This is a genomic window from Caenimonas soli, assembly GCF_013155545.1.
Taxonomy (GTDB): domain Bacteria; phylum Pseudomonadota; class Gammaproteobacteria; order Burkholderiales; family Burkholderiaceae_C; genus Ramlibacter; species Ramlibacter soli.
This window is the reverse complement of sequence record NZ_JABJVV010000002.1, coordinates 302,872-324,313: the sequence shown is the minus strand read 5'-3', so window position 1 is coordinate 324,313 and position 21,442 is coordinate 302,872. Positions and strand designations below refer to the sequence as shown.

At 60.7% G+C, this 21,442-nt stretch carries 23 protein-coding genes and 1 pseudogene; 9 read left to right on the top strand and 15 right to left on the bottom strand.

What is annotated here, in order from left to right:
- Positions 1–2: 2 nt before the first annotated feature.
- From HNE04_RS04935 to HNE04_RS04915, 5 genes are read left to right on the top strand one after another with little or no spacing between them, the layout of a single operon-like run.
- Positions 3–287: a putative quinol monooxygenase gene (locus HNE04_RS04935; protein ID WP_172217283.1), complete on the top strand. Its 285-nt coding sequence runs from the start codon at positions 3–5 to the stop codon at positions 285–287.
- A gap of 17 nt (positions 288–304) precedes the next feature.
- Positions 305–769: a MaoC family dehydratase gene (locus HNE04_RS04930; RefSeq protein ID WP_172217281.1), complete on the top strand. Its 465-nt coding sequence runs from the start codon at positions 305–307 to the stop codon at positions 767–769.
- Positions 770–806: 37 nt separating this feature from the next.
- Positions 807–1,589, top strand: coding sequence for an SDR family oxidoreductase (locus tag HNE04_RS04925; protein WP_172217279.1), 783 nt, complete (start codon positions 807–809; stop codon positions 1,587–1,589).
- A gap of 43 nt (positions 1,590–1,632) precedes the next feature.
- Positions 1,633–2,421 (top strand): crotonase/enoyl-CoA hydratase family protein, encoded by a 789-nt coding sequence (locus HNE04_RS04920; RefSeq protein WP_172217277.1) that lies wholly within the window; start codon positions 1,633–1,635, stop codon positions 2,419–2,421.
- A gap of 16 nt (positions 2,422–2,437) precedes the next feature.
- Entirely contained in the window at positions 2,438–3,265 is an 828-nt protein-coding gene (locus HNE04_RS04915; RefSeq protein ID WP_207717443.1) for an enoyl-CoA hydratase, read from the top strand.
- Here HNE04_RS04915 and HNE04_RS04910 read toward each other — a convergent pair.
- From HNE04_RS04910 to HNE04_RS04880, 7 genes are all read right to left on the bottom strand, one after another.
- A complete protein-coding gene (locus HNE04_RS04910) occupies positions 3,225–3,836 on the bottom strand; it encodes a TetR/AcrR family transcriptional regulator (protein WP_172217275.1) in 612 nt (203 codons plus the stop codon). The genes HNE04_RS04915 and HNE04_RS04910 overlap by 41 nt on opposite strands.
- A gap of 104 nt (positions 3,837–3,940) precedes the next feature.
- The gene (locus HNE04_RS04905) at positions 3,941–5,059 is read right to left on the bottom strand and encodes an AMP-binding protein (RefSeq protein ID WP_172217273.1); all 1,119 of its coding nucleotides are present in this window, start codon (positions 5,057–5,059) and stop codon (positions 3,941–3,943) included.
- 16 nt (positions 5,060–5,075) lie between these two features.
- Positions 5,076–6,269 (bottom strand): ABC transporter substrate-binding protein, encoded by a 1,194-nt coding sequence (locus tag HNE04_RS04900; protein ID WP_172217271.1) that lies wholly within the window; start codon positions 6,267–6,269, stop codon positions 5,076–5,078.
- A 43-nt stretch (positions 6,270–6,312) separates the two neighbouring features.
- Positions 6,313–7,101 carry an ABC transporter ATP-binding protein gene (locus tag HNE04_RS04895; protein WP_172217269.1) on the bottom strand — a complete coding sequence of 263 codons (789 nt, stop codon included), beginning with the start codon at positions 7,099–7,101 and terminating at the stop codon, positions 6,313–6,315.
- On the bottom strand, positions 7,098–7,868 hold the full coding sequence (locus tag HNE04_RS04890; protein ID WP_172217268.1) for an ABC transporter ATP-binding protein: 771 nt from the start codon (positions 7,866–7,868) through the stop codon (positions 7,098–7,100). Before HNE04_RS04890 ends, HNE04_RS04895 begins: the two co-directional genes overlap by 4 nt.
- A complete protein-coding gene (locus HNE04_RS04885) occupies positions 7,865–8,938 on the bottom strand; it encodes a branched-chain amino acid ABC transporter permease (RefSeq protein ID WP_172217267.1) in 1,074 nt (357 codons plus the stop codon). Before HNE04_RS04885 ends, HNE04_RS04890 begins: the two co-directional genes overlap by 4 nt.
- A gap of 2 nt (positions 8,939–8,940) precedes the next feature.
- Positions 8,941–9,813, bottom strand: a complete 873-nt coding sequence (locus HNE04_RS04880) for a branched-chain amino acid ABC transporter permease (RefSeq protein WP_172217266.1) — start codon at positions 9,811–9,813, stop codon at positions 8,941–8,943.
- Between the two features lie 270 nt (positions 9,814–10,083).
- Between HNE04_RS04880 and HNE04_RS27945 the strand changes: the two are divergent.
- Together HNE04_RS27945 and HNE04_RS27940 are read left to right on the top strand one after the other, a co-directional pair.
- Positions 10,084–10,442, top strand: a pseudogene (locus HNE04_RS27945) (SDR family NAD(P)-dependent oxidoreductase); the annotation flags it as partial.
- 99 nt (positions 10,443–10,541) lie between these two features.
- Positions 10,542–10,697, top strand: coding sequence for a hypothetical protein (locus tag HNE04_RS27940; RefSeq protein ID WP_235964808.1), 156 nt, complete (start codon positions 10,542–10,544; stop codon positions 10,695–10,697).
- Positions 10,698–10,806: 109 nt separating this feature from the next.
- On the opposite strand, the gene HNE04_RS04870 is transcribed toward HNE04_RS27940, so the two are convergent.
- The 7 genes from HNE04_RS04870 to HNE04_RS04840 all read right to left on the bottom strand — a co-directional run bounded on the left by HNE04_RS04870 (position 10,807) and on the right by HNE04_RS04840 (position 16,880).
- Entirely contained in the window at positions 10,807–11,676 is an 870-nt protein-coding gene (locus HNE04_RS04870) for an alpha/beta fold hydrolase (RefSeq protein WP_172217265.1), read from the bottom strand.
- Positions 11,677–11,741: 65 nt separating this feature from the next.
- Entirely contained in the window at positions 11,742–12,122 is a 381-nt protein-coding gene (locus HNE04_RS04865; protein WP_172217264.1) for a helicase, read from the bottom strand.
- A 12-nt stretch (positions 12,123–12,134) separates the two neighbouring features.
- On the bottom strand, positions 12,135–12,980 hold the full coding sequence (locus HNE04_RS04860) for an alpha/beta fold hydrolase (RefSeq protein ID WP_172217263.1): 846 nt from the start codon (positions 12,978–12,980) through the stop codon (positions 12,135–12,137).
- Between the two features lie 33 nt (positions 12,981–13,013).
- Complete coding sequence (locus tag HNE04_RS04855) at positions 13,014–13,979, bottom strand: alpha/beta fold hydrolase (protein ID WP_172217262.1); 966 nt, start codon at positions 13,977–13,979, stop codon at positions 13,014–13,016.
- Between the two features lie 44 nt (positions 13,980–14,023).
- On the bottom strand, positions 14,024–15,118 hold the full coding sequence (locus HNE04_RS04850; protein WP_172217261.1) for an alkene reductase: 1,095 nt from the start codon (positions 15,116–15,118) through the stop codon (positions 14,024–14,026).
- 79 nt (positions 15,119–15,197) lie between these two features.
- A complete protein-coding gene (locus tag HNE04_RS04845; protein WP_172217259.1) occupies positions 15,198–16,199 on the bottom strand; it encodes an NADP-dependent oxidoreductase in 1,002 nt (333 codons plus the stop codon).
- Positions 16,200–16,280: 81 nt separating this feature from the next.
- Positions 16,281–16,880, bottom strand: coding sequence for a TetR/AcrR family transcriptional regulator (locus tag HNE04_RS04840; protein ID WP_172217257.1), 600 nt, complete (start codon positions 16,878–16,880; stop codon positions 16,281–16,283).
- Positions 16,881–17,239: 359 nt separating this feature from the next.
- On the opposite strand from HNE04_RS04840, the gene HNE04_RS04835 reads away from it, so the two are divergent.
- Complete coding sequence (locus tag HNE04_RS04835) at positions 17,240–19,234, top strand: aconitase family protein (RefSeq protein WP_172217255.1); 1,995 nt, start codon at positions 17,240–17,242, stop codon at positions 19,232–19,234.
- 63 nt (positions 19,235–19,297) lie between these two features.
- On the opposite strand, the gene HNE04_RS04830 is transcribed toward HNE04_RS04835, so the two are convergent.
- Positions 19,298–20,311: a Bug family tripartite tricarboxylate transporter substrate binding protein gene (locus HNE04_RS04830; protein ID WP_172217254.1), complete on the bottom strand. Its 1,014-nt coding sequence runs from the start codon at positions 20,309–20,311 to the stop codon at positions 19,298–19,300.
- Between the two features lie 76 nt (positions 20,312–20,387).
- Between HNE04_RS04830 and HNE04_RS04825 the strand changes: the two genes are divergently transcribed.
- Positions 20,388–21,431 carry an SMP-30/gluconolactonase/LRE family protein gene (locus HNE04_RS04825; RefSeq protein ID WP_172217253.1) on the top strand — a complete coding sequence of 348 codons (1,044 nt, stop codon included), beginning with the start codon at positions 20,388–20,390 and terminating at the stop codon, positions 21,429–21,431.
- Positions 21,432–21,442: the final 11 nt, after the last annotated feature.

The following is a 21,442-nucleotide window of genomic DNA, read 5'->3' as shown; positions in this document are numbered from 1 at the left end:
TCATGAATCTACTAGTCGTGAAACTGAAAATCAAGCCTGGCACTGCTGCGGAGTTTGTCGCCACGGCACAGCAACTGGCGGCCTCGTCGCGCACCGAGCCCGGATGCCTTTCCTACGAGCTGTGGAAGGGCGACGACGACGTCTCGTACGCGATGGTGGAGAAGTACGTGGACTCCGATGCCGCTCAGGCGCATCGCAAGACAGACCACTACCGGACTCTGGGCCGAAAGCTCGGTGATTACCTCGACGGCAAGCCCGAAGCGATCGTCCTCAACGATCAATATTGACCCACAGGAAAGATGCCATGCAAACCTATGCAACCCTCGATGATTTGAAGGCGAGGGTCGGCCAGCCGATCGGTCGCAGCGACTGGATCGATGTGCCCCAGTCACGAATTCAACAATTTGCCGATGCCACCGAAGACCACCAGTGGATCCACCTGGACGTCGAGCGAGCCAGCACGGGCCCATTCAAGTCGACGATCGCTCACGGATTCCTGACTCTGTCCTTGCTGCCCGCGATGATGTATTCGGCCTACAGCGTTTCAGAGGTTGGAACGGGCGTCAATTACGGGCTCAACCGCGTGCGCTTCCCGGCTCCCGTTCCCGCCGGAGCGCGTGTACGCGGCAACTTCAAGCTGTTGGCCTTCGAAGCCATTGCAGGCGGCGCACAGGTGACCGTCGAGGTTTCGGTCGAGCTCGAGGGATCCACCAAGCCCGTCTGTGTCGCGGAGTCCGTCGGGCGCCTGTTCACGGCGACAGCGAGCTGACCTCACTACACCCTTTCAACCATCAAGGAAAACTCTCATGACCTCAATCAAGAAAATACTGGATCTCACCGGCAAGACAGCGCTGATCACGGGCGGGTCCCGGGGCCTCGGCCTGCAGATTGCCGAGGTGTTGGGTGAGCAGGGTGCGAAGCTCGTACTCTCGTCTCGCAAGGCAGAGGAACTGCAGAAGGCTGTGGCACACCTGGCCGAGATGGGCATCCATGCGGATTGGGTCGCAGCTGACAGCGGCAAGGAAGCCGACATCGAGCGACTGGGTGCAGAAGCGCTCGCCAAGCTCGGCAAGATAGACATCCTGGTCAACAACGCCGGCGCCACTTGGGGTTCGCCAGCGGCGGAACACCCGCTGGACGCATGGGACAAGCTGATGAACCTGAACGTTCGAGGCATCTTTCTGCTGTCGCAGTATGTTGGCAAGCATTCGATGATCCCCAATAAATATGGCCGCATCGTCAACATTGCATCGATCGCCGGATTGCAGGGCAACCCGCCGGGCATGACGGGCACGATCGCCTACAACACCAGCAAGGGAGCGGTCGTGAACTTCACTCGGGCGCTGGCTGCCGAGTGGGGGCCGTTCGGAATCACGGTTAATGCAATCGCACCCGGCTTCTTCCCGTCGAAGATGACCAAGGGCACGTTGGCCACCGTCGGTGTGGAAAAGTTGACCGAGGGCGTTCCCCTTGGCCGGATCGGCGACGACGATGACCTTAAGGGAGCCGCTCTCATGTTCGCCAGCGATGCCGGCAAGCACATCACAGGGCAGATACTCGCAGTCGACGGCGGCGTCAGTGCGGTCTGACCCACTCGAAAAGATTTTCCCCCCAAACCAGGAGTCAAGACACATGAGCACGGAAAAAGCAACACCCGAGGTGCGGATGACGATTGAAGGTCACATCTGCGTGATCTCGTTGGACAATTCCGCGAAGAAGAACGCCATCACGCCGGAATTGCTGGACCAGCTGTCCAAGCACATGACGACCTTCGACAATGACGACAACCTGTGGGTGGCAGTTCTTGATCCTGCCGGGGAGCACACCACAGCAGGTCTGGACATGCCGAAGTTCTTCGGCCCGACCGCGACGGCCAAGCCCATCCCAGATGACCAGGTGGATCCGTTCGGGCTAAAAAAACGTTGTCGCAAGCCGATCATTTCGGTGGTCCATGGGATCACCTACACCATCGGAATCGAGATGATGCTCGCAGGTGACATCGTCGTCGCCGCCGATACGGTTCGGTTCTGCCAACTGGAGTCCAAGCGGGGGATTGCCCCGTTGGGCGGCGCTCATTTCCGCTACCTCACCCGGACCGGTTGGGGCAATGCGATGTACCACCTCTTCACGTGCGACGAGTATGGGGCCGCCGAGGCACTTCGCATCGGCTTCGTGCAAGAGGTCCATCCGTACGGAAAGCATCGCGAGCGTGCGATGGAAATCGCGCGACTGGTTTGCAAGTGCGCGCCGATCGGCTTGCGTGCGACAAAGGAAGCGGCGCTGACGTATATCCATGAAGGGGAAAAAGCCGCCATCGCCACCATCCCTGCGATCGAGAAGACCGTGTTTGCGACTGAAGACTTCAAGGAAGGTATTCAGTCCTTCGTCGAAAGACGTGAGGCCAACTTTCAAGGTCGATGACCTGAAGGAGTTTCCTGTGACGCAGACGCGAATGGTGGATACGGGGTCCACGGAGTTGTTGTGCGAGATCCGCGACCGGGTGGCGATCATCACGATGAACCGACCCGAAGCGCGGAATGCCCTGTCGGATCAACTGACGCCGGCGCTGCGGGCGATGATCGCGTCGTGCGGAGATGACCCGGAAGTTGGGGCGCTGCTGATCACGGGCAGTGGGGACGCATTCTGCGCGGGCGGCGACGTCAAGGGCATGGGCGCCGCGGGGAGTAAGTCGGAGCGGTCCGTGGAGGACCGCATCGCCGATCTCCAGGACAAGCAGCGCAGGCTGACAGGGGCGCTCGTCGCATTGCGGAAACCCACCATCGCGGCACTTCCAGGCCCGGCAGTGGGTGCCGGGCTGTCCATCGCGCTGGCCTGTGATCTGCGGATTGCTGCCCAGTCTGCCTTCATCAGCACTGCTTATGCACAGATCGGCCTGAGCGGCGACTACGGCATCACCTGGCTGCTGACGCGGCTTGTGGGGACCAGTTTCGCACGCGAACTGCTCTTTGGATCCGAGCGGATCGACGCGGCCCGATGTGAAGCGATCGGACTCGTCAATCGTGTCACGCCGGATGCGCGACTTAGGGCGGAATCATTCCAATGGGCCCGCAAACTGGCCCATGGGCCGGCGGCCGCCTTCGGACTCATGAAGGACAACCTTGCCGACGCGCTGCGCCTGGATTTCTTGACGTGCCTGGACAACGAAGCGAGCCGCCTCATTCAGGCATCACTCACGGACGACCACCGGGCGGCAGTCAAGGCATTTATCGAGCAACGGGCCGCGCGAGCAATGCCGGAATCGTGACCTCCAGGTTTCGCAACGCCGCGCTATCGCGGTGCGCCAGACCCAGCAAGACCGAACCTTGTATGCCGGAGAGAACAAGGTCGGCCAGATTGGACGAGGGCAGATCGTCCCGGAACAGCCGGTTCGTCTGGCCATCGGCGATGATTTGTTCGATGGATGCCTTCCAACCGACCAGCATTGAACTGAGCAAGGCGCCAAAGCCTTCTGATGCCGGCGCGAGCTCGAGGGAAAACTTGCCGATCAGGCACCCGTGCTTACAGCCAAGGTGTTCGAAGGCCGAGGTGAGCTCTTTCAGGTAGCCGCAGAGCCGCTCCGATGCGTCGAGCCGGCCCTCCTGTGCCCATCGGCCAAGACGGGCGACGTGTGCCTCGTGGTATTCCCGCACCACGGCCATGGCGAACGCATCCTTGGATCCGAAGTGGTGATAGAACGAACCCTTAGGCGCGGCTGCAGCCTCCAGCACCGTATCGACGCTGGTACCGTGAAAGCCGTGGGCATAGAACTGCTTCATGCCCTGCTTGATCAGGCGTTGCTTGTGAGACAGGGCCGGACGGCGTGGCGAGCTGTGCATGGGTCTCCCGAATTCCTGAATAAGCAATGAAGATAAAGTGGTCGGAATAGTCTAACACCTCCTAGAAACTTCTGCCAATTCGAATGCGACTAATTCGTCTAGGCTCAGGCGGGCGCGTCTGGCGCGCGCAGCGCGCATGGCGCGGCCTCCCTGATCTCCGGCCGAAGCGGAACTGCGCTCATGGCCGCGCCAATCGACCGGTACCAAGCCAGCAGCTCCGGCGTAACCGGGCTAAGGCCGTCCAATACCACCTTGCCTCTGGTAATGCCCAGGTGACTCCTCACGTTGTGCAAAAGCAAACGCCTGAGCGGTCCTGGACTTAGTGAGCCGCGGGCGAACTCGAAAAGCTTTTGAGCCAGACGAGGCGCGTCGAGAATTCCGCTCATGACTTCTCGCCGCTGCGCCTCCCAGAACTCGCTGGGTGCGCAAACGGCGTCCGGCATGACTTCTCTCAGGTCATTGGAAATCGTCTCGGGACCTTCGGGGAAGTGGACCGTGCCGCCTGCAGCGAGAGTGCGCCACTGTCGGATTCGCTCAGCCAGTCGAGCCGACGAGACGACGGTAAAGGTCCATTTCCCGTCATGGCTCGAACTCGAAGTTGCCTGGCGAGTAAGACCAGCCTGGGAACAAGATCGCAGCTCGTGCGACGTGGCGTCCCATTCTTTCGCTGCCACGTCAATTCCATTCAGCTCAAGGATGAGTCTCGTCACTACGGCTCGTGCGTCTGGTTCGGCGGCGCATCCGGCCAAGCCGAGATCGAGGTTGAGCAAGACGCCGTTAATGGGTTGTCCACGATCTGTTTGTGGCTCCACCACCATTGAGATGACTGACGGCGGCAGGCCGGCCGGATAGAGGCGTTGCAGGTTCGTCGTGCTTTGAAAGACGGCCAATGTCGCGGCGCTCTGAACGAACGCAGATCGCGCCTCTTCCACAGCAGACGACGGATGGAGCCCAACTACGGCGACGCCCATCACCTGAGCCGCCATGTCGACGATGGGCCACTCGAAGCGATTGTCCATCGCAACGAGCACGGAAGCGCCACGACCGACACCCAACTTCTGCCACTTTTGCACGACTTCGCAGACCTGTGCGTGCCATTGATGCCAAGTCAGAGTGCGCCAGACGCCGCGCGACTTCCTGCGGAAGGCGGGTTTATCCCGGTGAGAGTCCACGAGATCGAGCCAGCGGCTGGGTAGCGTCTCGGCGGCCAGTTCGGTGTTCATCTGAAGGCCAAGCCGGTCAAGACGTGAGCGCCGGATTGATGAGGGGAGAGGTCTTGGTCCAGACTCCGTTTTGCACTTTCTCGATCTGCACCCACTCCGGTGTCGCGTGATTCTTGCGCGAAAAATGCTGAGCCTCGTACGAGCCGAAGCCTTTGTAGTTCGATTTCCGAAGCGCACTGACGACGTTTGCAGCGGTCACATCGCGCCCGGTGGCTGCCAGCGCGGTCATGAACCAGTCGGCATACCCATAGAATTGAGACGCTGCGTCATCCGCTTCAATCCCAAAGCGTCGCTTGTAGCTCTCCACCCAGGCACGAAACGCGCCTTGCGCCTGCGCAGTCGGGATGATCGGCGATGAGCCAATGCCGTAAATGCCTTCCGCATCTGCCTTCGCCAACGCCGTGACAATCTGCGTCCTTCCCGGCGTTGCCGACATGAATTTGACGTCGGTCCAACCGATCTTCTTCAGTTCGCTCGCGACGGCTGCCGTTTCGCGCGGCGCTGTGGCGCCGAAGATGAGATCCACACCTGCGGCCCGCATGCGGCTGACATGTGACGAGAAATCGATGTCGCCGCCCTTATATCCGGACTGCACGGTCAAGGCCATGCCGCGCTCACCCAACGCTTGCTTCACGCCCTTGAGCGCGACGTCACCGAACTGACCCTCGAGATAGATAAAACCTATTTTCTTTGGGTGAAGATTGCTGAGCGCCCACTTCAGGCCGGCATAGCTGGAGGTGTCGTAATTCGGATAGATCGTGAACAGTCGCTCGTCGTCGCCTACCGCGTCACGAAACATCGTCGTCGCTCCGAACGGGGCGAAGCAAATTACATCCGATGAAACAACGCGCTTGAGAGTTGCGACATTCGGCGCGGTGCCGAAAGGCGCCACCAGTGCGAACACGCCGTCTCGTTTGAGCAGTTTGTCGACCGCGCGCACTGCCTGGGCTGGTTGGCTGGCATTGTCCTCAATGATCAATTTGATTTTTCGCCCATTGATGCCGCCCTTCTCGTTGGCCTCGTCGATGCGCATCTGAATGCCATTGCGCATCGGCGGCGCGGCGACTGCTACTGGCCCCGAAAGGTCGAGGTGGGTTCCCAGGACGATTTCGTTATCGGAAACTCCTGCGGCCCTCGAGGACAGCGGAAGGAATGCCGGAACGACAGCCGCGGCTGCGCCAGAGAGAAGGGTACGTCGGTGAATCGTCATGTGAGTCTCCAGGTTGTGAAGGGTGTGTGCTCTGGCTGCGGCTTCAATACCAATGTGCTTGCGGTGCTTGATGAGGTTCGGCGGCGGTCGCGTGCGCAGGCGCGCTCGCCCCGAGGTAGAACGTCTGAATATCGTCACGCGCCCGCATCTCGGCGGCGCTGCCGGATGCGACGACACGACCAAGCTCCAGCACGAACACGTGGTCGGAGGCGGCGATGGCGATGGCTGCGTTTTGTTCCACAACGAGGATGGCTGTGCGCGTTTCGTCCCTGATTCGCTTCACGATGGCAAAGATCTCTTTGGTGAAGCGAGGCGACAGGCCCAGCGATGGCTCGTCCAGCAAAAGCAGCTTCGGGCGGGACATGTAGCCACGCCCGATCGCCACCATTTGCTGCTCTCCGCCAGACATCAGCCCAGCCTGCTGGCCGCGCCGCTCCAGCAATCGGGGGAACCAGTCATAGACCCGATCAAGATCGTCCTGGACGGACTTGTCGGACCCGCGGGCGAATGCACCCATGCGGAGGTTCTCTTCTACAGAAAGGAACGAGAACAGCTGACGTCCTTCGGGAACCAGGACGACGCCAGACCGCGAGACCGTATCTGGAGCCAGGCACTGTATTTCCCGGCCCTCGAAGTCAATGGTTCCAGCGCGCGGATCGACAACGCCGGCAATGGTGTTCAAGAGCGTGGACTTGCCTGCACCGTTGGCGCCCAGCACGCAGGCAATCTGACCGCGTTCGACACTGAGGTCCACATCGCGCAGGGCTTTGACATGGCCATACCAGGTCTGCAGGCCGCGCACGCGGAGGATGATCGACTGGCCGCTTTTCACTGTGGTGCTCCCATGTACGAAGCGACGACCTCGGGGTTTGTCTGCACCTCTTGGGCAGAGCCCCTCACCAGCACGCTCCCCTGGTCCATGGCGATGACGGAATCGGCGATGCGGCTGACGAGCGACATGTCGTGTTCCACCATCACCACGGTGACGCCAAGCCGGTCGCGAATCTCCCGTATCCAGGTCCCCAGGCGTTCCGTTTCATCCACGTTCAACCCAGAGGCGGGCTCATCGAGAAGCAGCAGTTTTGGCCGGGTCACGAGCGCACGCCCCAGTTCGATATTCTTCCGGACGCCGTACGGCAGGCCACTCACTTGGCTGCGCCGCCACTTCGCGAGACCCAGGAACTCGATGACTTCTTCCACGCGCTCCCGGCTCGCGAGTTCGACGGCGCGCAATGAGCGCGTCTGAAGGAGCTGGGAAATCAGCCCTACCTTCGAAATGCTGTGACAACCCAGCATCAGATTGTCCAGCACGCTTGCGCCTTCAAAGAGCTCGATGTTCTGGAAGGTTCTAGCAAGACCATGGCGGATAACGTTGTGCCGCTCCACCTTCAGCAGGGGAGTCCCCTGCAGATCGACTTGGCCGGCACTTGGGTTGAACACTCGACTGAGCAGGTTAAACACGGAGGTTTTGCCTGCGCCATTGGGACCGATGAGCGCAAGAATCTCGCCCACGCGAACGTCAAAGCTCACGTCGCGAACCGCATGGACACCGCCGAACGACAGGGCAAGACCACGCGCCGAAAGCATCACGCCGGTCATCGCAGTCGCTCCGATCGCATGTAGGTCTTCGTGCGCCGCCGGTTCCCTCGCTGCACCAACGGGAATCTCGCGACGTATTGCAGGAGCGCTGTCAGCCTGCCGTTGAGGCCGTTGGGTTCGGCCAGGACGAACACGGTTAGTACCGCGCCATAGATGAAGAGTTCGTGTCCGACGCGGGTCTGGAAAGAGGCCGGCATCAAGCCCTTTGCCAGGGAGACGGCAGTGGGAAGAATGCCAATCAGGATGGCACCCAGGAGCGCTCCGCGAAGGCTCCCCATGCCGCCAATGAACACCATCATCATCAGCTGGAGGGACAAGGAGAGGCCGAAGGCCTCCGGCGTGATGAATTGGATCTGATGCGCCAGCAACCCTCCGGCGAGGCCGCAGACGGCGGCGGATGTAACGAACGCAGACACCTTGTAGGTCGCGAGGTGGATCCCCAGCCCCTGGGCGGCGGCGCTCGAATCGCGCACTCCGATCCACGCGCGCCCAAGCGGTGAACGCATCAGATTTGCGGCTAGCAGCAGGACCAGCAGCAGGATCGCCAGGCAGGAGAAGTAGAAGGCCTTGGTTCCTCCGAGGCTGATGCCCAATATTGCCGGCTCCGGCACAGCCAGCCCGCCGTTGCCCCCCGTCAACGACGTCCATTGTCCCAGCGTGTGCTCGGTAATGATCGCGAAGGCGAGTGTGACCATCGTCAGGTGAAGGCCTGATACCCGGATTGCGGGGAGTCCGATGAGCAGTCCCATTGCCGCCGAGACGACGGCACCCGCGATCAACGAGCTCGGCCAAGGCAAACCGTGTGTGAAAAGAATCGTGTGGACGTAGGCGCCGATCGCGACAAAGGCACTGTGGCCCAGTGAAACCTGGCCCGTGAAGCCCGTGAGAATCATCAGCCCCACGCTCGCGATCCCCATGATGAAGATGAACGTGATCTCGCCTGCGAAGTAGGCGGGAACGATGAATGGCGCAACGCAGACCGCCATCAGCACCGCCGCGTTTGCAAGCCGTTGGGCCGAAGTGCCAAACAAGCGCCGGTCCTGCGCATAGTCGAGGACATAGCGATTCATGCTCATACGCGTCGCCCGTGGCTTTCGCCAAGGATGCCTCGGGGGTAGATGACGAGAACCCCGATCAAGACCAGGTAGGGCATGACAGACTTCAGGCCGTCGGGGAGGTACAGGCCGGACAGTTGTTCGATAAGGCCAATGAGGATGCCGCCGAGGATGGCGCCGGGAATGCTTCCGAAGCCTCCCAGCACCAGCGCAGCAAAGGCCTTGAGGACGACTAGCCAAAGTCCGAGGTCGACGTAGGTGATGGGGGCGAGCAACATGCCGCATATGGCGGCGATGGCTGCCGCAATGGCCCATACGATGGAACTCATGCGCTTGACCCGCACGCCGGCCAAGTAGGCCGCAAGCTGATTCTGTGCGGCTGCCTGGATAGCGATGCCGGCTCTGCTGAATCGCAGGAAAGCGTAGAGGGCAGCGGTAATGCAGATCGCACTGGCGAGGATCACGACGTGCAGCTCACCGACGACGGTGCCGGCCAGGTTCACACTCTTGCCCGTCCACGGTGTATCGAATGAGCGAGACTCCGGACTCAGCCACAGGCTGGTTGCGCCCCTGATCATGAAGCCGATGCCGATGGTCAGCATGACACCCGCGTACTGCGGGCGCCCGGCAATACGACGCATCAGACCCGCTTCCAACGTGTAACCCAGAAGGGCGACGATGCAAATGACGAGCGCGATGGCGGGCCAGAAGTTCATGCCGTTGGGGCCAATGAACCACCAGCCGAGGAAGGCCGAAAACATGAGCATGTCCCCGTGGGCAAAGTTCAGCACCTCGGTTGCCTTGTAGGACAGCACCAGCCCCAACGCGACCAAACTGTAGACGGCCCCCACCGCGATCCCTTGCACGACGAGCTGAAGGAACTGGTTCATGCGCGCGAGTCTCGCCAGGCGCCGTGGGCTGCGAACAATCGCTGGGTAAAACTTTGGAGATGTTGCATGAGTGATCCTGGAAGACGCGGTGCATTCAAATCGCCGGGCAGACCACGGCGTCACAACGTCATAGTAGACCAAGTAGTCTAGTCACGTACTGGTGTAAACCCGAGGGCAGTCTCTACTATTCTCTAGTTCTTCTTGGACCAAACGGTACAATTCGAGACTTAGCTCCGTGGAAGACGATCGTTCATTTAAAAGGGGTGCACCGTGAGTCCTGCAGATCCAAAAGTGGCGCTGGTCGTCGGCGCGGGCGATTCCACCGGAGGCGCCGTCGCGCGCCGCTTTGCGAAGGAGGGCTTCATCGCCTGCGTCACACGCCGGTCGACGGAGAAGCTGCGGCCGCTGGTGGATGCCATCCGCATGGCGGGCGGTCAGGCGTACGCCTTCCGCAGCGATGCGCGGGAGGAAGATGAGGTCGTGGCCTTGATCGAGAAGATCGAGTCGGACGTCGGGCCCATCGAGGTCATGGCCTTCAAATTGGCGCGAATGTTCCCGCCAGCATCCTCGAGGAGACTGCGCGCAAGTACTACAAAATCTGGGAGATGGGCTGTTTCAGCGGCTTCCTTTGCGCGAACTCGTTCTTGCTTCGGACGTCGTCTTGGTGGCTGGCTACCGATGGCGCTGTGCAAACTGAAGTGGCGGCAGGCACGATCCGAAGATTGCACGTGCATGAACTAGACGCGCTTGGCGAGCAAACGTCTCTTGCAACTGACTTCGGCATGGTGCACCTGAAGGATCGAACGCCGACCACAGCCAGCCTGATATTGATGGATTTGGTGCGCGCTGAAGCTATGAAGATCTTTGCGCCGGCACCAGGTTGACCATGGCCAGGCGATTTCGCTGGCGTATAGCGCCGTGGGAACACCGCCTTGCGGCCTTCCAGACCCGACACGGCGTATTGGGGATTTGACCCACGCTGTAGCCACGGTGTCAGGCATCGAGGAAGGACAGGGCCTTTGGCACGAAATCGGCATGGTTCTGGAAAATCCCGCCATGCCCGGCGTCTTCGTAAATGATCAGTTGCGAATTCGGGATGCGACGTGCCATTTCAGTAGTGTTCACGGTGGGCACCATGATGTCGTTGTCACCATTGGCGATCAGCACCGGGATTCGGATGCTGCCGAGGTCCTGGGGGGCCTGTCGGCCCCATGCATGGATCGCCTTCAACTGCCGCAAGAAGGCGCCGGGCGTAGGTTCCTTGTCCCGATCTGCTTTGCGCTCTTTCAGTCTTTTCAAAAAGGCCTTCGCGGCTTGGCGACCATGGACTGTAGATGTGAAGAACAGGTAGAACTTCGGATCTCGCAGCGTTAGCAAGCCTTTGATCATCAATGGCCAGGAAACTGACCATACCTTGTCGATGTCTTTGCCGCCGGCCGGACCCGTGCCGGCCAAGATGAGCTTGCGCACCAAGTCTGGTGCTTTCAGTGCGATGTCCTGCGCCACGAATCCTCCGAGGGAAAAGCCGAGGAGGTCAACCTTCTCGAAGCCCAGCGCGCGAATCAGGGCGATCGCATCCCGCGCCATTTCATCGACGGTCACAGGTGCTGTCCCGCCTGACGCGCCAATCCCCCGGTAGTCAGTGGCGATGACCCGGCGCCTGCTGGCAAGGCCATCGACGATCCGTGGATCAAAGTTGTCCAGTACCGCACCCCAATGGTTGAGAAGAATCAGTGGCACTCCACTACGAGGCCCCAGGTCGCGGTAGGCAAAGGCAGTCCCACCGACATTGATTGACAGGTTCGCAGTGTTTGCATAGGACATACCCGCTCCAGGGTGAAGATGCTTGTCGGAATTGGTCATTGATTACTCCGTGTCTCGTGTGCGCATCGCGCTCGCGATCGGGTCAGCCTACCGGACCGTGCCGTCTAGTGCGCAGGCTTCTTACCGGGCTGCAAGTATTCCGTTAATCCCTGAAACCACATCACTTCGACAAAGTCGCCACTGATCACCAGGTCCTCGTCGTGAAGTGCCGCGAGAAAGGCTTCCTTGCCGTCTTTGGCGGACAGAATCGCAAAGCCCTTGGCGGCATCCGTGAAGGTCATGGTGAACTTTGGCGCTTGGGTGAGTCCTGCGGACGAACTCACCGCGCCATCCTTGACGCGGAAATGCCGGCCAATCCCGTCCATCGTTTGAATCTGGAAGACCAGCTCCTTGCCCTTCACATACTTGGCGCACCCGGGCTCATTTTTGACGGCCCTCTGCAACAGTTTCGTCAGGGCCCATAGCAAGAATTTGAACTTGAACATGATGTAAGTGCGCTACTCGTTCAGAAACTGGATGGCATGCTTCAAGAAGCGCTCGGGGTACTGGAACTGAGCTGCGTGACCGGCGTCGGGATAGATAAATAGCTGCGCGTTCGGAATGTTCTGGGCCATGTGCCAGGAATTGATGGTCGGAATCATCACGTCGTCCACGCCATTTAGGATGAAGGTCGGCTGCTTGATTTCGCGCAGGTGAGCGAACGGTTCTTTGGGATCGAGTTTGGGCAAGTAGTACATGTTTGCCTCGATCTGAGCCTGGATCACCGCTGGCGAACTGGGCGGGTCTTGATCCACGCGCTGGTGACGGCGGTTCCAGAAGTCGCGCCCGGCGCTTCTCGCGGCCTCGGATCGACCGAAGAATAGAAACAAGAAATCATCCACAGTCGGGACCGGGCGCGGAGCCGCCTCCAGCACACCGGGATCTGAATCCGGATTCCCGCCACGAGGCCCCGTCCCGAGCAGCATGAGCTTGCGCACGAGATCAGGATGGCGTCGTGTCAAATCCTGGGCCTGAAAACCACCGAGGGAGAAACCCAGGACATCGACTTTTTCTAGTCCGAGTTTTCGTATGACCGCGGCTGCGTCATCGGCCATGTGTTCGATCCGAGTGCGCGGTTTGCCAGAAGAGGATGCAATTCCGCGCCCGTTGTAGAGAATGACCTCACGCCCTGCGGCCAGGCCATCGGTCATGAGCGGGTCCCAGTGATCCATGCCTCCACGGAAATGTTGGAGAAAGAACAGTGGCGGCTGTCCTGTGCTGCTGTTGCCCCAGCGGCGATACGCGAATCTATCGCCATCGATTTCCACGACGCGAGTCGGGGCGGTGAGGTGTGTATCGGTCATGTTGGGATCTTTCTCGCGGGTATATGCCATGCTCTATCGAGCAAGGAATTCCAGGGCCTTGGGCACAAAGTCGGCATGAAACTGAAACACTCCGCCGTGACCGGCGTCGGGATAGATGATGAGCGTGCTGTTCGGAAGCCGTCGGGCCAAGTCGCGCGAGTCTGTCGTTGGGACCATCCGGTCATGGTCACCATTGACAACGAGCACGGGATGCTTGACCACCGAAAGGTCGGCAGGCTTCTTCTGACCCCAGGCGCCCAGCGCCTGTAGCTGCGCCACGTACGCGCTCGCAGAGATGTCCTTGTCGCGGTCTTCCGAGCGTTCCTTCAACCGCGCCAGAAAGGCCTTGCCAGCCTCGATGCCATTGGGGGTGCGAGTGAAGAACAGGAATTGCTTTGGATCCTGGCCTGTCATCAAGCCTCGAAGCAGGTCGTAATTTGCGACGCGAGCCACCGTGCTGATGCCCTCGCCACCAGCGGGACCTGTACCCGCGAGAATCATCTTGCGGACGAGTTGCGGCTCCTTCAGCACAATTTCCTGGGCGATCATTCCGCCCATCGAAAAGCCGAGGAGGTCAACTTGCTTGAACCCCATCGCCTTGATGAAAATGACGGCATCGTCTGCCATCTGTTCCATCAAATTTTTCGGCGAGCCGCTGGACGCGCCAACGCCTCGGTTGTCGAAGACGATCACATGGTGCTTCGCCGCCATACCGTCCACAACGCGAGGGTCCCAGTTGTCCAGCACGGCTGCCAGGTGGTTTAGAAGCACCAAGGGTACCCCGCCGTTTCGCGTCCCGAGCTCGCGGTATGCGAAGTCGACGCCTTGCGCGGCGATGGTTTTCGTCGGCACGTTGGTCCAGGATAACTCCTTCGCCTGTGCCGATGACGGCTGACTGGCCTTGGTGCCGTTTGATCCCTCGCTTGCCCCTGCCGCCGGTGAAATGAACGGCGCGGCCAGGGCGAAAGCCAGGACGCCTACTTTTAGTTGATAACGCATTGCATCAATCTCCAGGATGTGAATGGTTTAAATGTGTGCGACGTTCATGCCGGCACAGCGGATCGTCGCGCAAGGGTCGGATAGTCGGTGTAGCCCTTTGAGCCTGGTGTGTAGAACGTCGCCATATCTATGGCATTCAGTTCCGCTTCGGCCCGCATGCGCTCCACCAGGTCGGGATTGGCAAGGAAGGGACGGGCGAAGGCGATGAGATCTGCCTGGCCTGTCTTGAGCGCACCTTCCGCTTCGGTACGATCGAAGCCGCCGGCAAGAATGAACAAGCCCTGGAATGCAGCGCGAAGCCGTGCCTTCAAATCGGCAGGCACCGGCGGCGCACCCATTGCCGAGTGATCCAGCAGGTGGAGGTATAGCAAGCCCAGCTGCGAGAGTTCCTGGGTGAGTGCCAGGTACTGCGCCTCGACCTCGGGGAATGCGCCGGTGCTGTTGAACACGCCGTAGGGCGACAGCCGGATACCGACGCGATGGGCACCGATGGCGGCTGCCGTGGCGCGGGCGACCTCAAGCGCGAATCGATTGCGGCCCTTGATACTGCCGCCGTAAGCGCCGGTACGCTGGTTCACATTGGCGTTCAGGAACTGTTCGATCAAATAGCCGTTCGCGGCATGCAGCTCCACGCCGTCGAATCCCGCTTCAATGGCGAGCTGCGCCGAGTGGGCGTACTCCTGGACGGCGTGGGCGATGTCGGGAGCGGTCATCGCGCGAGGGATGCTATGCGGCTGCATGCCCTGTGCATCGGTGTGCATTTCGCCGGGACAGGCAGTGGACGTCGGCCCAATCACCTGCGCGCCCGCCGGCAGGTTGGCCACGTGGGTCACGCGGCCGGTATGCATGAGTTGCACGAAGATCTTGCCACCCTTAGCGTGGACCGCATCGGTGACCACCTTCCATCCGCGCACCTGTGCATCATTGAAGAGCCCGGGGATGCGCGCGTAGCCCAGGCCGTTGGGCGACGGCGAGGTCCCCTCGGTGATGATCAGGCCGGCCGTTGCGCGCTGGCCGTAGTACTCGGCGATCAGCGCGCTGGGTGTGTTGGCATCGTCGGCGCGGCTGCGCGTCATGGGCGCCATGACGGCGCGGTTGGCAAGTTGAATGGAGGGTGTGATGAGCGATTGGAAGAGCATGGGGTTCTTTGGTTAATTGCGGAAATTGGAAGAATCAGGAAGCCTGAGAAGGGAACTCTGGGGGTGCAGCGGATAGCTGCTATCTGATCTTGATGACGACCTTGCCCTTGGCGCGGCCTGCTTCGACATAGGCCAGCGCCTCGTTGGTTTGATCGAACGGGAAGACACGGTCCATGACGGGGCGGATGACGCCGGCGTCGAAGAGACGGGTGATCTCGCGCAGCTGGCTCCCGCTCGCCTTCATGAAAAGGAACGAGAAGCCGACCCCGCGGCTCTTTGCCCTTCGCCTGACTCCTGAGCTCAGCATCCGCACGACCAGTTTCACGAACCAGGGTGCCCCGATTTCCTTGCCGAATGCAGGATCAGGGGGCCCGGAGATGGAGATGAGCTTGCCGCCGGGCTTGAGCACGCGCAGGGACTTTTCGAGCGTCTTGCCGTCCTGGCTGTTCAGCACGACGTCGTACGCGCGCAAGACATCCTCGAAATCCTGCGTCTTGTAGTCGATGACGACGTCCGCGCCCAGGCTCTTCACTAGCGCGATATTGGCCGTACTGGTCGTCGTGGCAACAGTGGCGCCCAGCTGCTTGGCCAGCTGAATAGCAAAGGTGCCCACGCCGCCGGAGCCCGCCTGAATGAAGACCTTCTGTCCCTTTTTCAGGTTGGCCTTCTCGACCAGTGCCTGCCAAGCCGTCAAGGCAACCAGGGGAATGGAAGCGGCTTCCTCCATCGTGAGACCCTTGGGCTTGATGGCCAGGGACGCTTCCTTGACGGGGACAAATTCAGCGAATGTGCCGATCCGAAAATCATCCGGCCGCGCATAGACCTCATCGCCCGGCTTGAACTGCCGCACGCGCGGGCCGACCTTGACCACCACACCAGCTACGTCGTGACCCAGGATGAGGGGCAGGCGATAGGGCAGGATGAGCTTGAACTCTCCATCCCGTAACTTGGAGTCCAGCTGGTTCACGCCGGCGGCATGGACCTCGACCAGGACCTCGTCGTCGCGCAGTTCCGGAGTCGGCATCTCTGCCAACTCCAACGCGCGCTTCTTTCCATACCGCTTGAGAACAAAGGCTTTCATGTTTTCTCCTATTCCTGGTGATCTAGTATGATGCGCATCATATGTACGAGCGAGCGAAAGGGGCAGCGTGTCTTGGTGGGTTCAGGCGGGGACCAGGTGCTTCAATGCGGCCTCGCACAGGCTATTCGACAGTGCGGGCTCGTCGACTGCACGAGCCAGCAGCAAGGTGCCCACCATTGTGGCGACGGTCACGAGCGCTCGTTCGTGGGCACCGGGCTGCCCCCAGTCAGGCAACTGACGGGCAACAAGGTCAATCATTTCCTTGATGTGCCGGGTGGTCGTTCGGCGTACTTCGGGCGCCTGGCGCGGCGTCTCCGAGCCCAGCGCGGCCAGAGGGCATCCCATCTCGACCTGCTCTAGGTGCTCCCGCGAGAGATAGGCGCCAAGCATGGATGCCAATGCCTGCTCGGGGCGCACGCTGGCAACAACGCCCGCCGCTGCGGCGGCTGCCTCAGCGCACGCCCGGCTCGCCGCTTCTGCCAACATGGCCTCGCGTGAAGTGAAATGGGCGTAAAAGGCGCCATGGGTCAGGCCGGCCTCCTTCATGATGTCGGCTACGCCGGTACCGTCGTAGCCGCTACGACGGATCGCCCGCGCAGCTACGGACACGATGCGTTCGTGTGAGGCTTCCTTGGCAGCCGTTCTGGCGTTGTGCTTTGTCTTTCGCATGATGCGCATCATACATGAATTCGCGAAAGCACGCACGGCGGTCGCTGACGGACGTCAGCGGCAAGCCGCGGGCACCAATTTGGCCAGCTGGTCATCTGCGGCGGCGGAAGACTCGGCGCTCTGGCGATCTGCACCCAACCCGACAACTAGGTTGATGCACATCGGCACCAGGACTAAGCAGAAGCGCTGTCCGAGATCCTTGCGGCCCGCGCGAAACTTCACCTTCCACAAGCAGCTCCGATCAGGGCTGACCTGCGACCTGCGGCGTACCAGACGGGGCCACTTCGTATTTGGAGAACGGGAGGCTGCGCAACGGGAAGCTCTTCATCCTCGCGACGAAACCTAGACTCGCAAGATATGGAGAGATACCCATGACCCACCTCGAACTTCCCGGCCGCATTCTCTTTCTTTGCAATGACGCAGAAAAGGTGCGAGCCCAGTTGTCCGGCACGAATTTAAACCTCAGCGATGCGGGGCAACTGCGCAATGACATCTCGACGGACGAGATAACCCCGGGACCATCTTTGATCCACGTCGATGAGCAGTTGGGGCGGCACGTCTACACAGGTTTTAGCGCCGGAGACGCCCGACCCATCATCAAGGATGCCGCGCTCGCGGGAAAATTTTCAGTCACCGTTGGTGGTCGACGGTATGGCAAAGGCTCCTCGCGTGAGCATAGTCCAGTGGCCGAGCGATATGCGGGCATTCGCTTGGTTATCGCCGAAAGCTTCGAGCGCATCTACCGCCAGAACGCTGACAACGTCGGCCTCTATACCTCAACGGATTTTGGTCTGATTGAGCGCATTCAGCGTGGCGAGCGAATCGAGGTCGAAGAACTGCTTGCGCCGCGGGACAAGTTGGCGGCCTCCATCTTGCGCATGGGCGGGCTGCTCCTCTATGGGCGCGAGCACTTGAAATCGGTGCGACGCAGCCACGTGTTAAAGGACGATCACCGACCTTTGACGCTCACGCAAAAGATACTGGCGCGGAACGTGGTTGAGACCAATCACACCAGTGGCGAGTTGATTCCAGGACATGGCGCGTTCGTCCGCGCGGACTGGCGTTACATCATTGAGGTCTATACCGGAATGGCGGCTCACATGATGCATGCCGCCTTTGGTCGGCCGTTGAAGCTCGTTGACGTCCCCTCCATCATCGGATTTGCCGAGCACGCTTCGTATATCAGCCGGCATCCCAAATACGTTCATCCCGGTAAACCTCCGGTGGGCATGAGAGTCATGCACGAAGTCCACGAAGAATTCCTGAAGGAGTATGGCATTCGCTCACACGGCTACCTGCCGGGCCCCGGCGGATCCGAGGGCATCTGCCATCCCATGATGGCAGAGCGATATGCGCTACCTGGCCAAGTATTGGTGGGAACTGATTCCCACACGCCTCATTCGGGAGCGCTTGGCTGTCTGGCCTTCGGAGTGGGCACCACCGACATGGCCAGCGCCATGCTGACAGGCGCAGTGCGCATCACGGTGCCCGAGACGCTGCGCATTGAGTTCAATGGCGAGGTGCCGGCAGGCATCACCGGCAAGGACCTCGCCTTGAACCTGCTCGCGCATCCCAAGATTCGAGGAGGACTCGGGCTCGGAAAGGTGTTCGAGTTCTCCGGCACGAGCATGCGCCATTTGTCGATCGACGAGCGAACGACGTTGACGAACATGGTGGCAGAACTCGGCGGGTTCGCGGGGATTGTCGAGCCCGACGACAAGACCTGCGAGTTCCTGCGTGAAAGGCGTGGGATCAACTTTGCCCTCGAGCCTTGGATGAAGAGTGACCCGGGCGCGAGCTATTCGGACACCATCGTTGTCGACACGACAGTACTGTCCCCCATGGTCGCTGCGCCGGGCGATCCCGGAAACGGAGTCCCACTGTCCAGCCTGCCCGAGCGGCCGAAAATCGATATTGCCTTTGCGGGGTCATGTACAGGCGGGAAGCGGGAAGACTTCGATGGCTATCATGCCGTCTTGTCTTGGGCAGCCGACCGCGGCATGAGGGTGGCAGAGGGCGTTGAGTTCTACCTCCAGTTCGGCACGATGGCGGTCCGCGACTACTGCGAGGCCAAAGGCTATTTGGAGACGTTTCAGCTGGTCGGCGCAACGGTCCTTCTGCCCGACTGCGGAGCCTGTGCCAACTCCGGACCGGGAGCGTCGCTGAGGCCCGACCAGGTCACGGTGAGCGCGCAGAACCGCAACTTCCCCGGTCGCTCTGGTCCGGGTCAGATCTGGCTCGCCAGTCCGCCCACCGTCGCGGCAAGTGCGATCGGCGGCGAGTTGTTGTCGTTTGCCGAACTTCAGTCGCGTTTCGATGAGCAAGCCATCGGCGCGGACAAGGCAGGCCTTCCGCTGGAGAGATGATAAAGAGCAACGTTTTAGCCGGCGCGCTCGCCGGCTAAAGGTGCTTGAGTTCCTGCAAAGTGCTCAGTCCAGCTTGATCGCCATTGGCTTGACGATGCTCTCCCAGAAGGCCACCTGATCGCGACTGAACGCAGCCAGCTCGGAGCCGGTCTTGAGAAAAACCTGAGCTCCGATGGTTTCGAATTTTGACTTGGCTTCCGGCGACTCAAGAGATAACTGCGCGGCATGCGCCAGTCGCGTCACCGCGGCCTCGGGTGTGCCTGCCGGAACGGCAATAGCAAACCAGAGGGAGATGGGGACATTCTTGACCTCGAGTTCATCGAGCGTGGGTACGGCAGGCAGTTGCGACAGTCGCTTCTCCGTGGCGACTGCGAGGATCTTGATTCGTCCGGACTCGGCGAAGGATCTCGCGGAGCCGAAGTCGACCAACGCGGCCCCGATTGTTCCAGTCGACAGGTCCGTCAGAATGCTGCCCATTCCCCGATAGGGCACGTGCAGCATTTTCGTGCCGGTCCGCGTCTGCAGCAGTTCCATTCCCACGTGCAAAGGCGATCCGAGGCCGGGTGAGCCGTAGCTGATCTTTCCTGGGTTGGCCTTCGAGGACTGGATGAAATCCTGGAAATTCTTGCTTGGGCTGTCGCCAGGCACCGCCAGTACGAGCGGAATGCGCACGAGCGTGGCGACGAGTTTCAGGTCTTTGGGTCCGGCAAAGGCCAGCTTGCTGAAAACCAGATGCGCGGTCGCGAAGAGCGAGTTATCAACCGTCCCGAGGGTATAGCCATCCGGGGCGGCCTGGACGACGTAACCGGTCCCGATGGTACCTGCGGCGCCCGCGCGGTTGTCCACAACGATCGGTTGGTTCAGCGCAGTGGCCATCCCGGCGGACACGATCCGCGTCACGGCATCCATCCCGCCGCCCGCCGGGACCGGGACCACCCACTTGATCGGCTTGTCGGGGTATGTGGCGGTCTGCGCCCAGGTGTCCGCTGCAACCATCGCGAACATGGCGCTGCACAGTGCCATCGATATGGTCTTCGTCACGGCACGGCGGCCGGGCTGGGGCTTGGAATGATTCAAGTTTGTCTCCTGAAGTATCTGTGTTGGGATGAAGGGCACTAACCGTTAAATCCTAATTTCGCAAAATGCCGTCACGATGGTCATTGAACAACTGGCCCTTCGCGAAAGGAGAAGCGCACATGACGCGACCGACGCTAGACTTCGTCATTACATGGCAGACCCTTTCAAACACCCTATCAAGCTGGACTTTCACGGCGAGCACCTGTCACGACCGGAAAGTGTCCTGGTGACGGGCAATGGCCGGGTGTTCGTGTCGGATCATGAAGCCGGTGTGCTCGAGTTGGGTTGCCCTCGTCGCCCGATGGTCGGCGCGCCGAAGGACTTTGTGCCTAACGGCTTTGCGCTCCTGGAAGGCGGCGAGTTTCTGATCGCCAACCTGGGCGGAGAAGGAGGCGTCTGGAAGTTGGACGCATCACGCAGGGCCTCGCCATTCCTGATGGAAGTGGAGCGACAAAGCATGAGGAACACCAATTTCGTCATGCTGGATCACAAGGGCCGGCTCTGGATAACCGTCTGCACCCGTCAAACGCCCAGGGAGCTGGCATTCGACAGACGCATAGCCGACGGCTACGTTGCTGTCGTTGACGAGCAGGGAGCACGCGTCGTTGCCGATGAATTGGCGTTCGCGAACGAGTGCCGCATTCACCCTAGCGGCGAGTGGCTCTACGTGAACGAGTCGGTTGGGCGCGGGCTCGTGCGGTTCAAGATTCATGAGGTATCGGGCCGCGTGACCCTGGGTACCAAGGAATGCGTCTGTGAATTCGGCGACGGAGACTTCCCGGACGGGCTTGCTTTCGACTCCCTTGGCGGCGCCTGGGTCGCGTGCGTCATCTCCAACCGCGTGGTCCGCATCTCGCCTGGCGGGGAGAAGCAGGTCATGCTGGACGACTCGGACCCTGAACTCAATGCACGTGCCGAAGCCGACTACGAAAAGTTCGGTGTCGAAAAATCCGTATTCGAGATGGGGATGAGCCGCGGACTTCGAAACGTGTGCAGTGTCGCCTTCGGAGGAGCCGACCTGCGCACCGTTTACCTTGGATCGCTCGGCGGTGACCGGCTGGCAAGCTTCCGCTCCAAAATTGGAGGCCACCAGCTTGCGCATTGGCAGTTCGGCGGTTGAGGGTGCGCGCG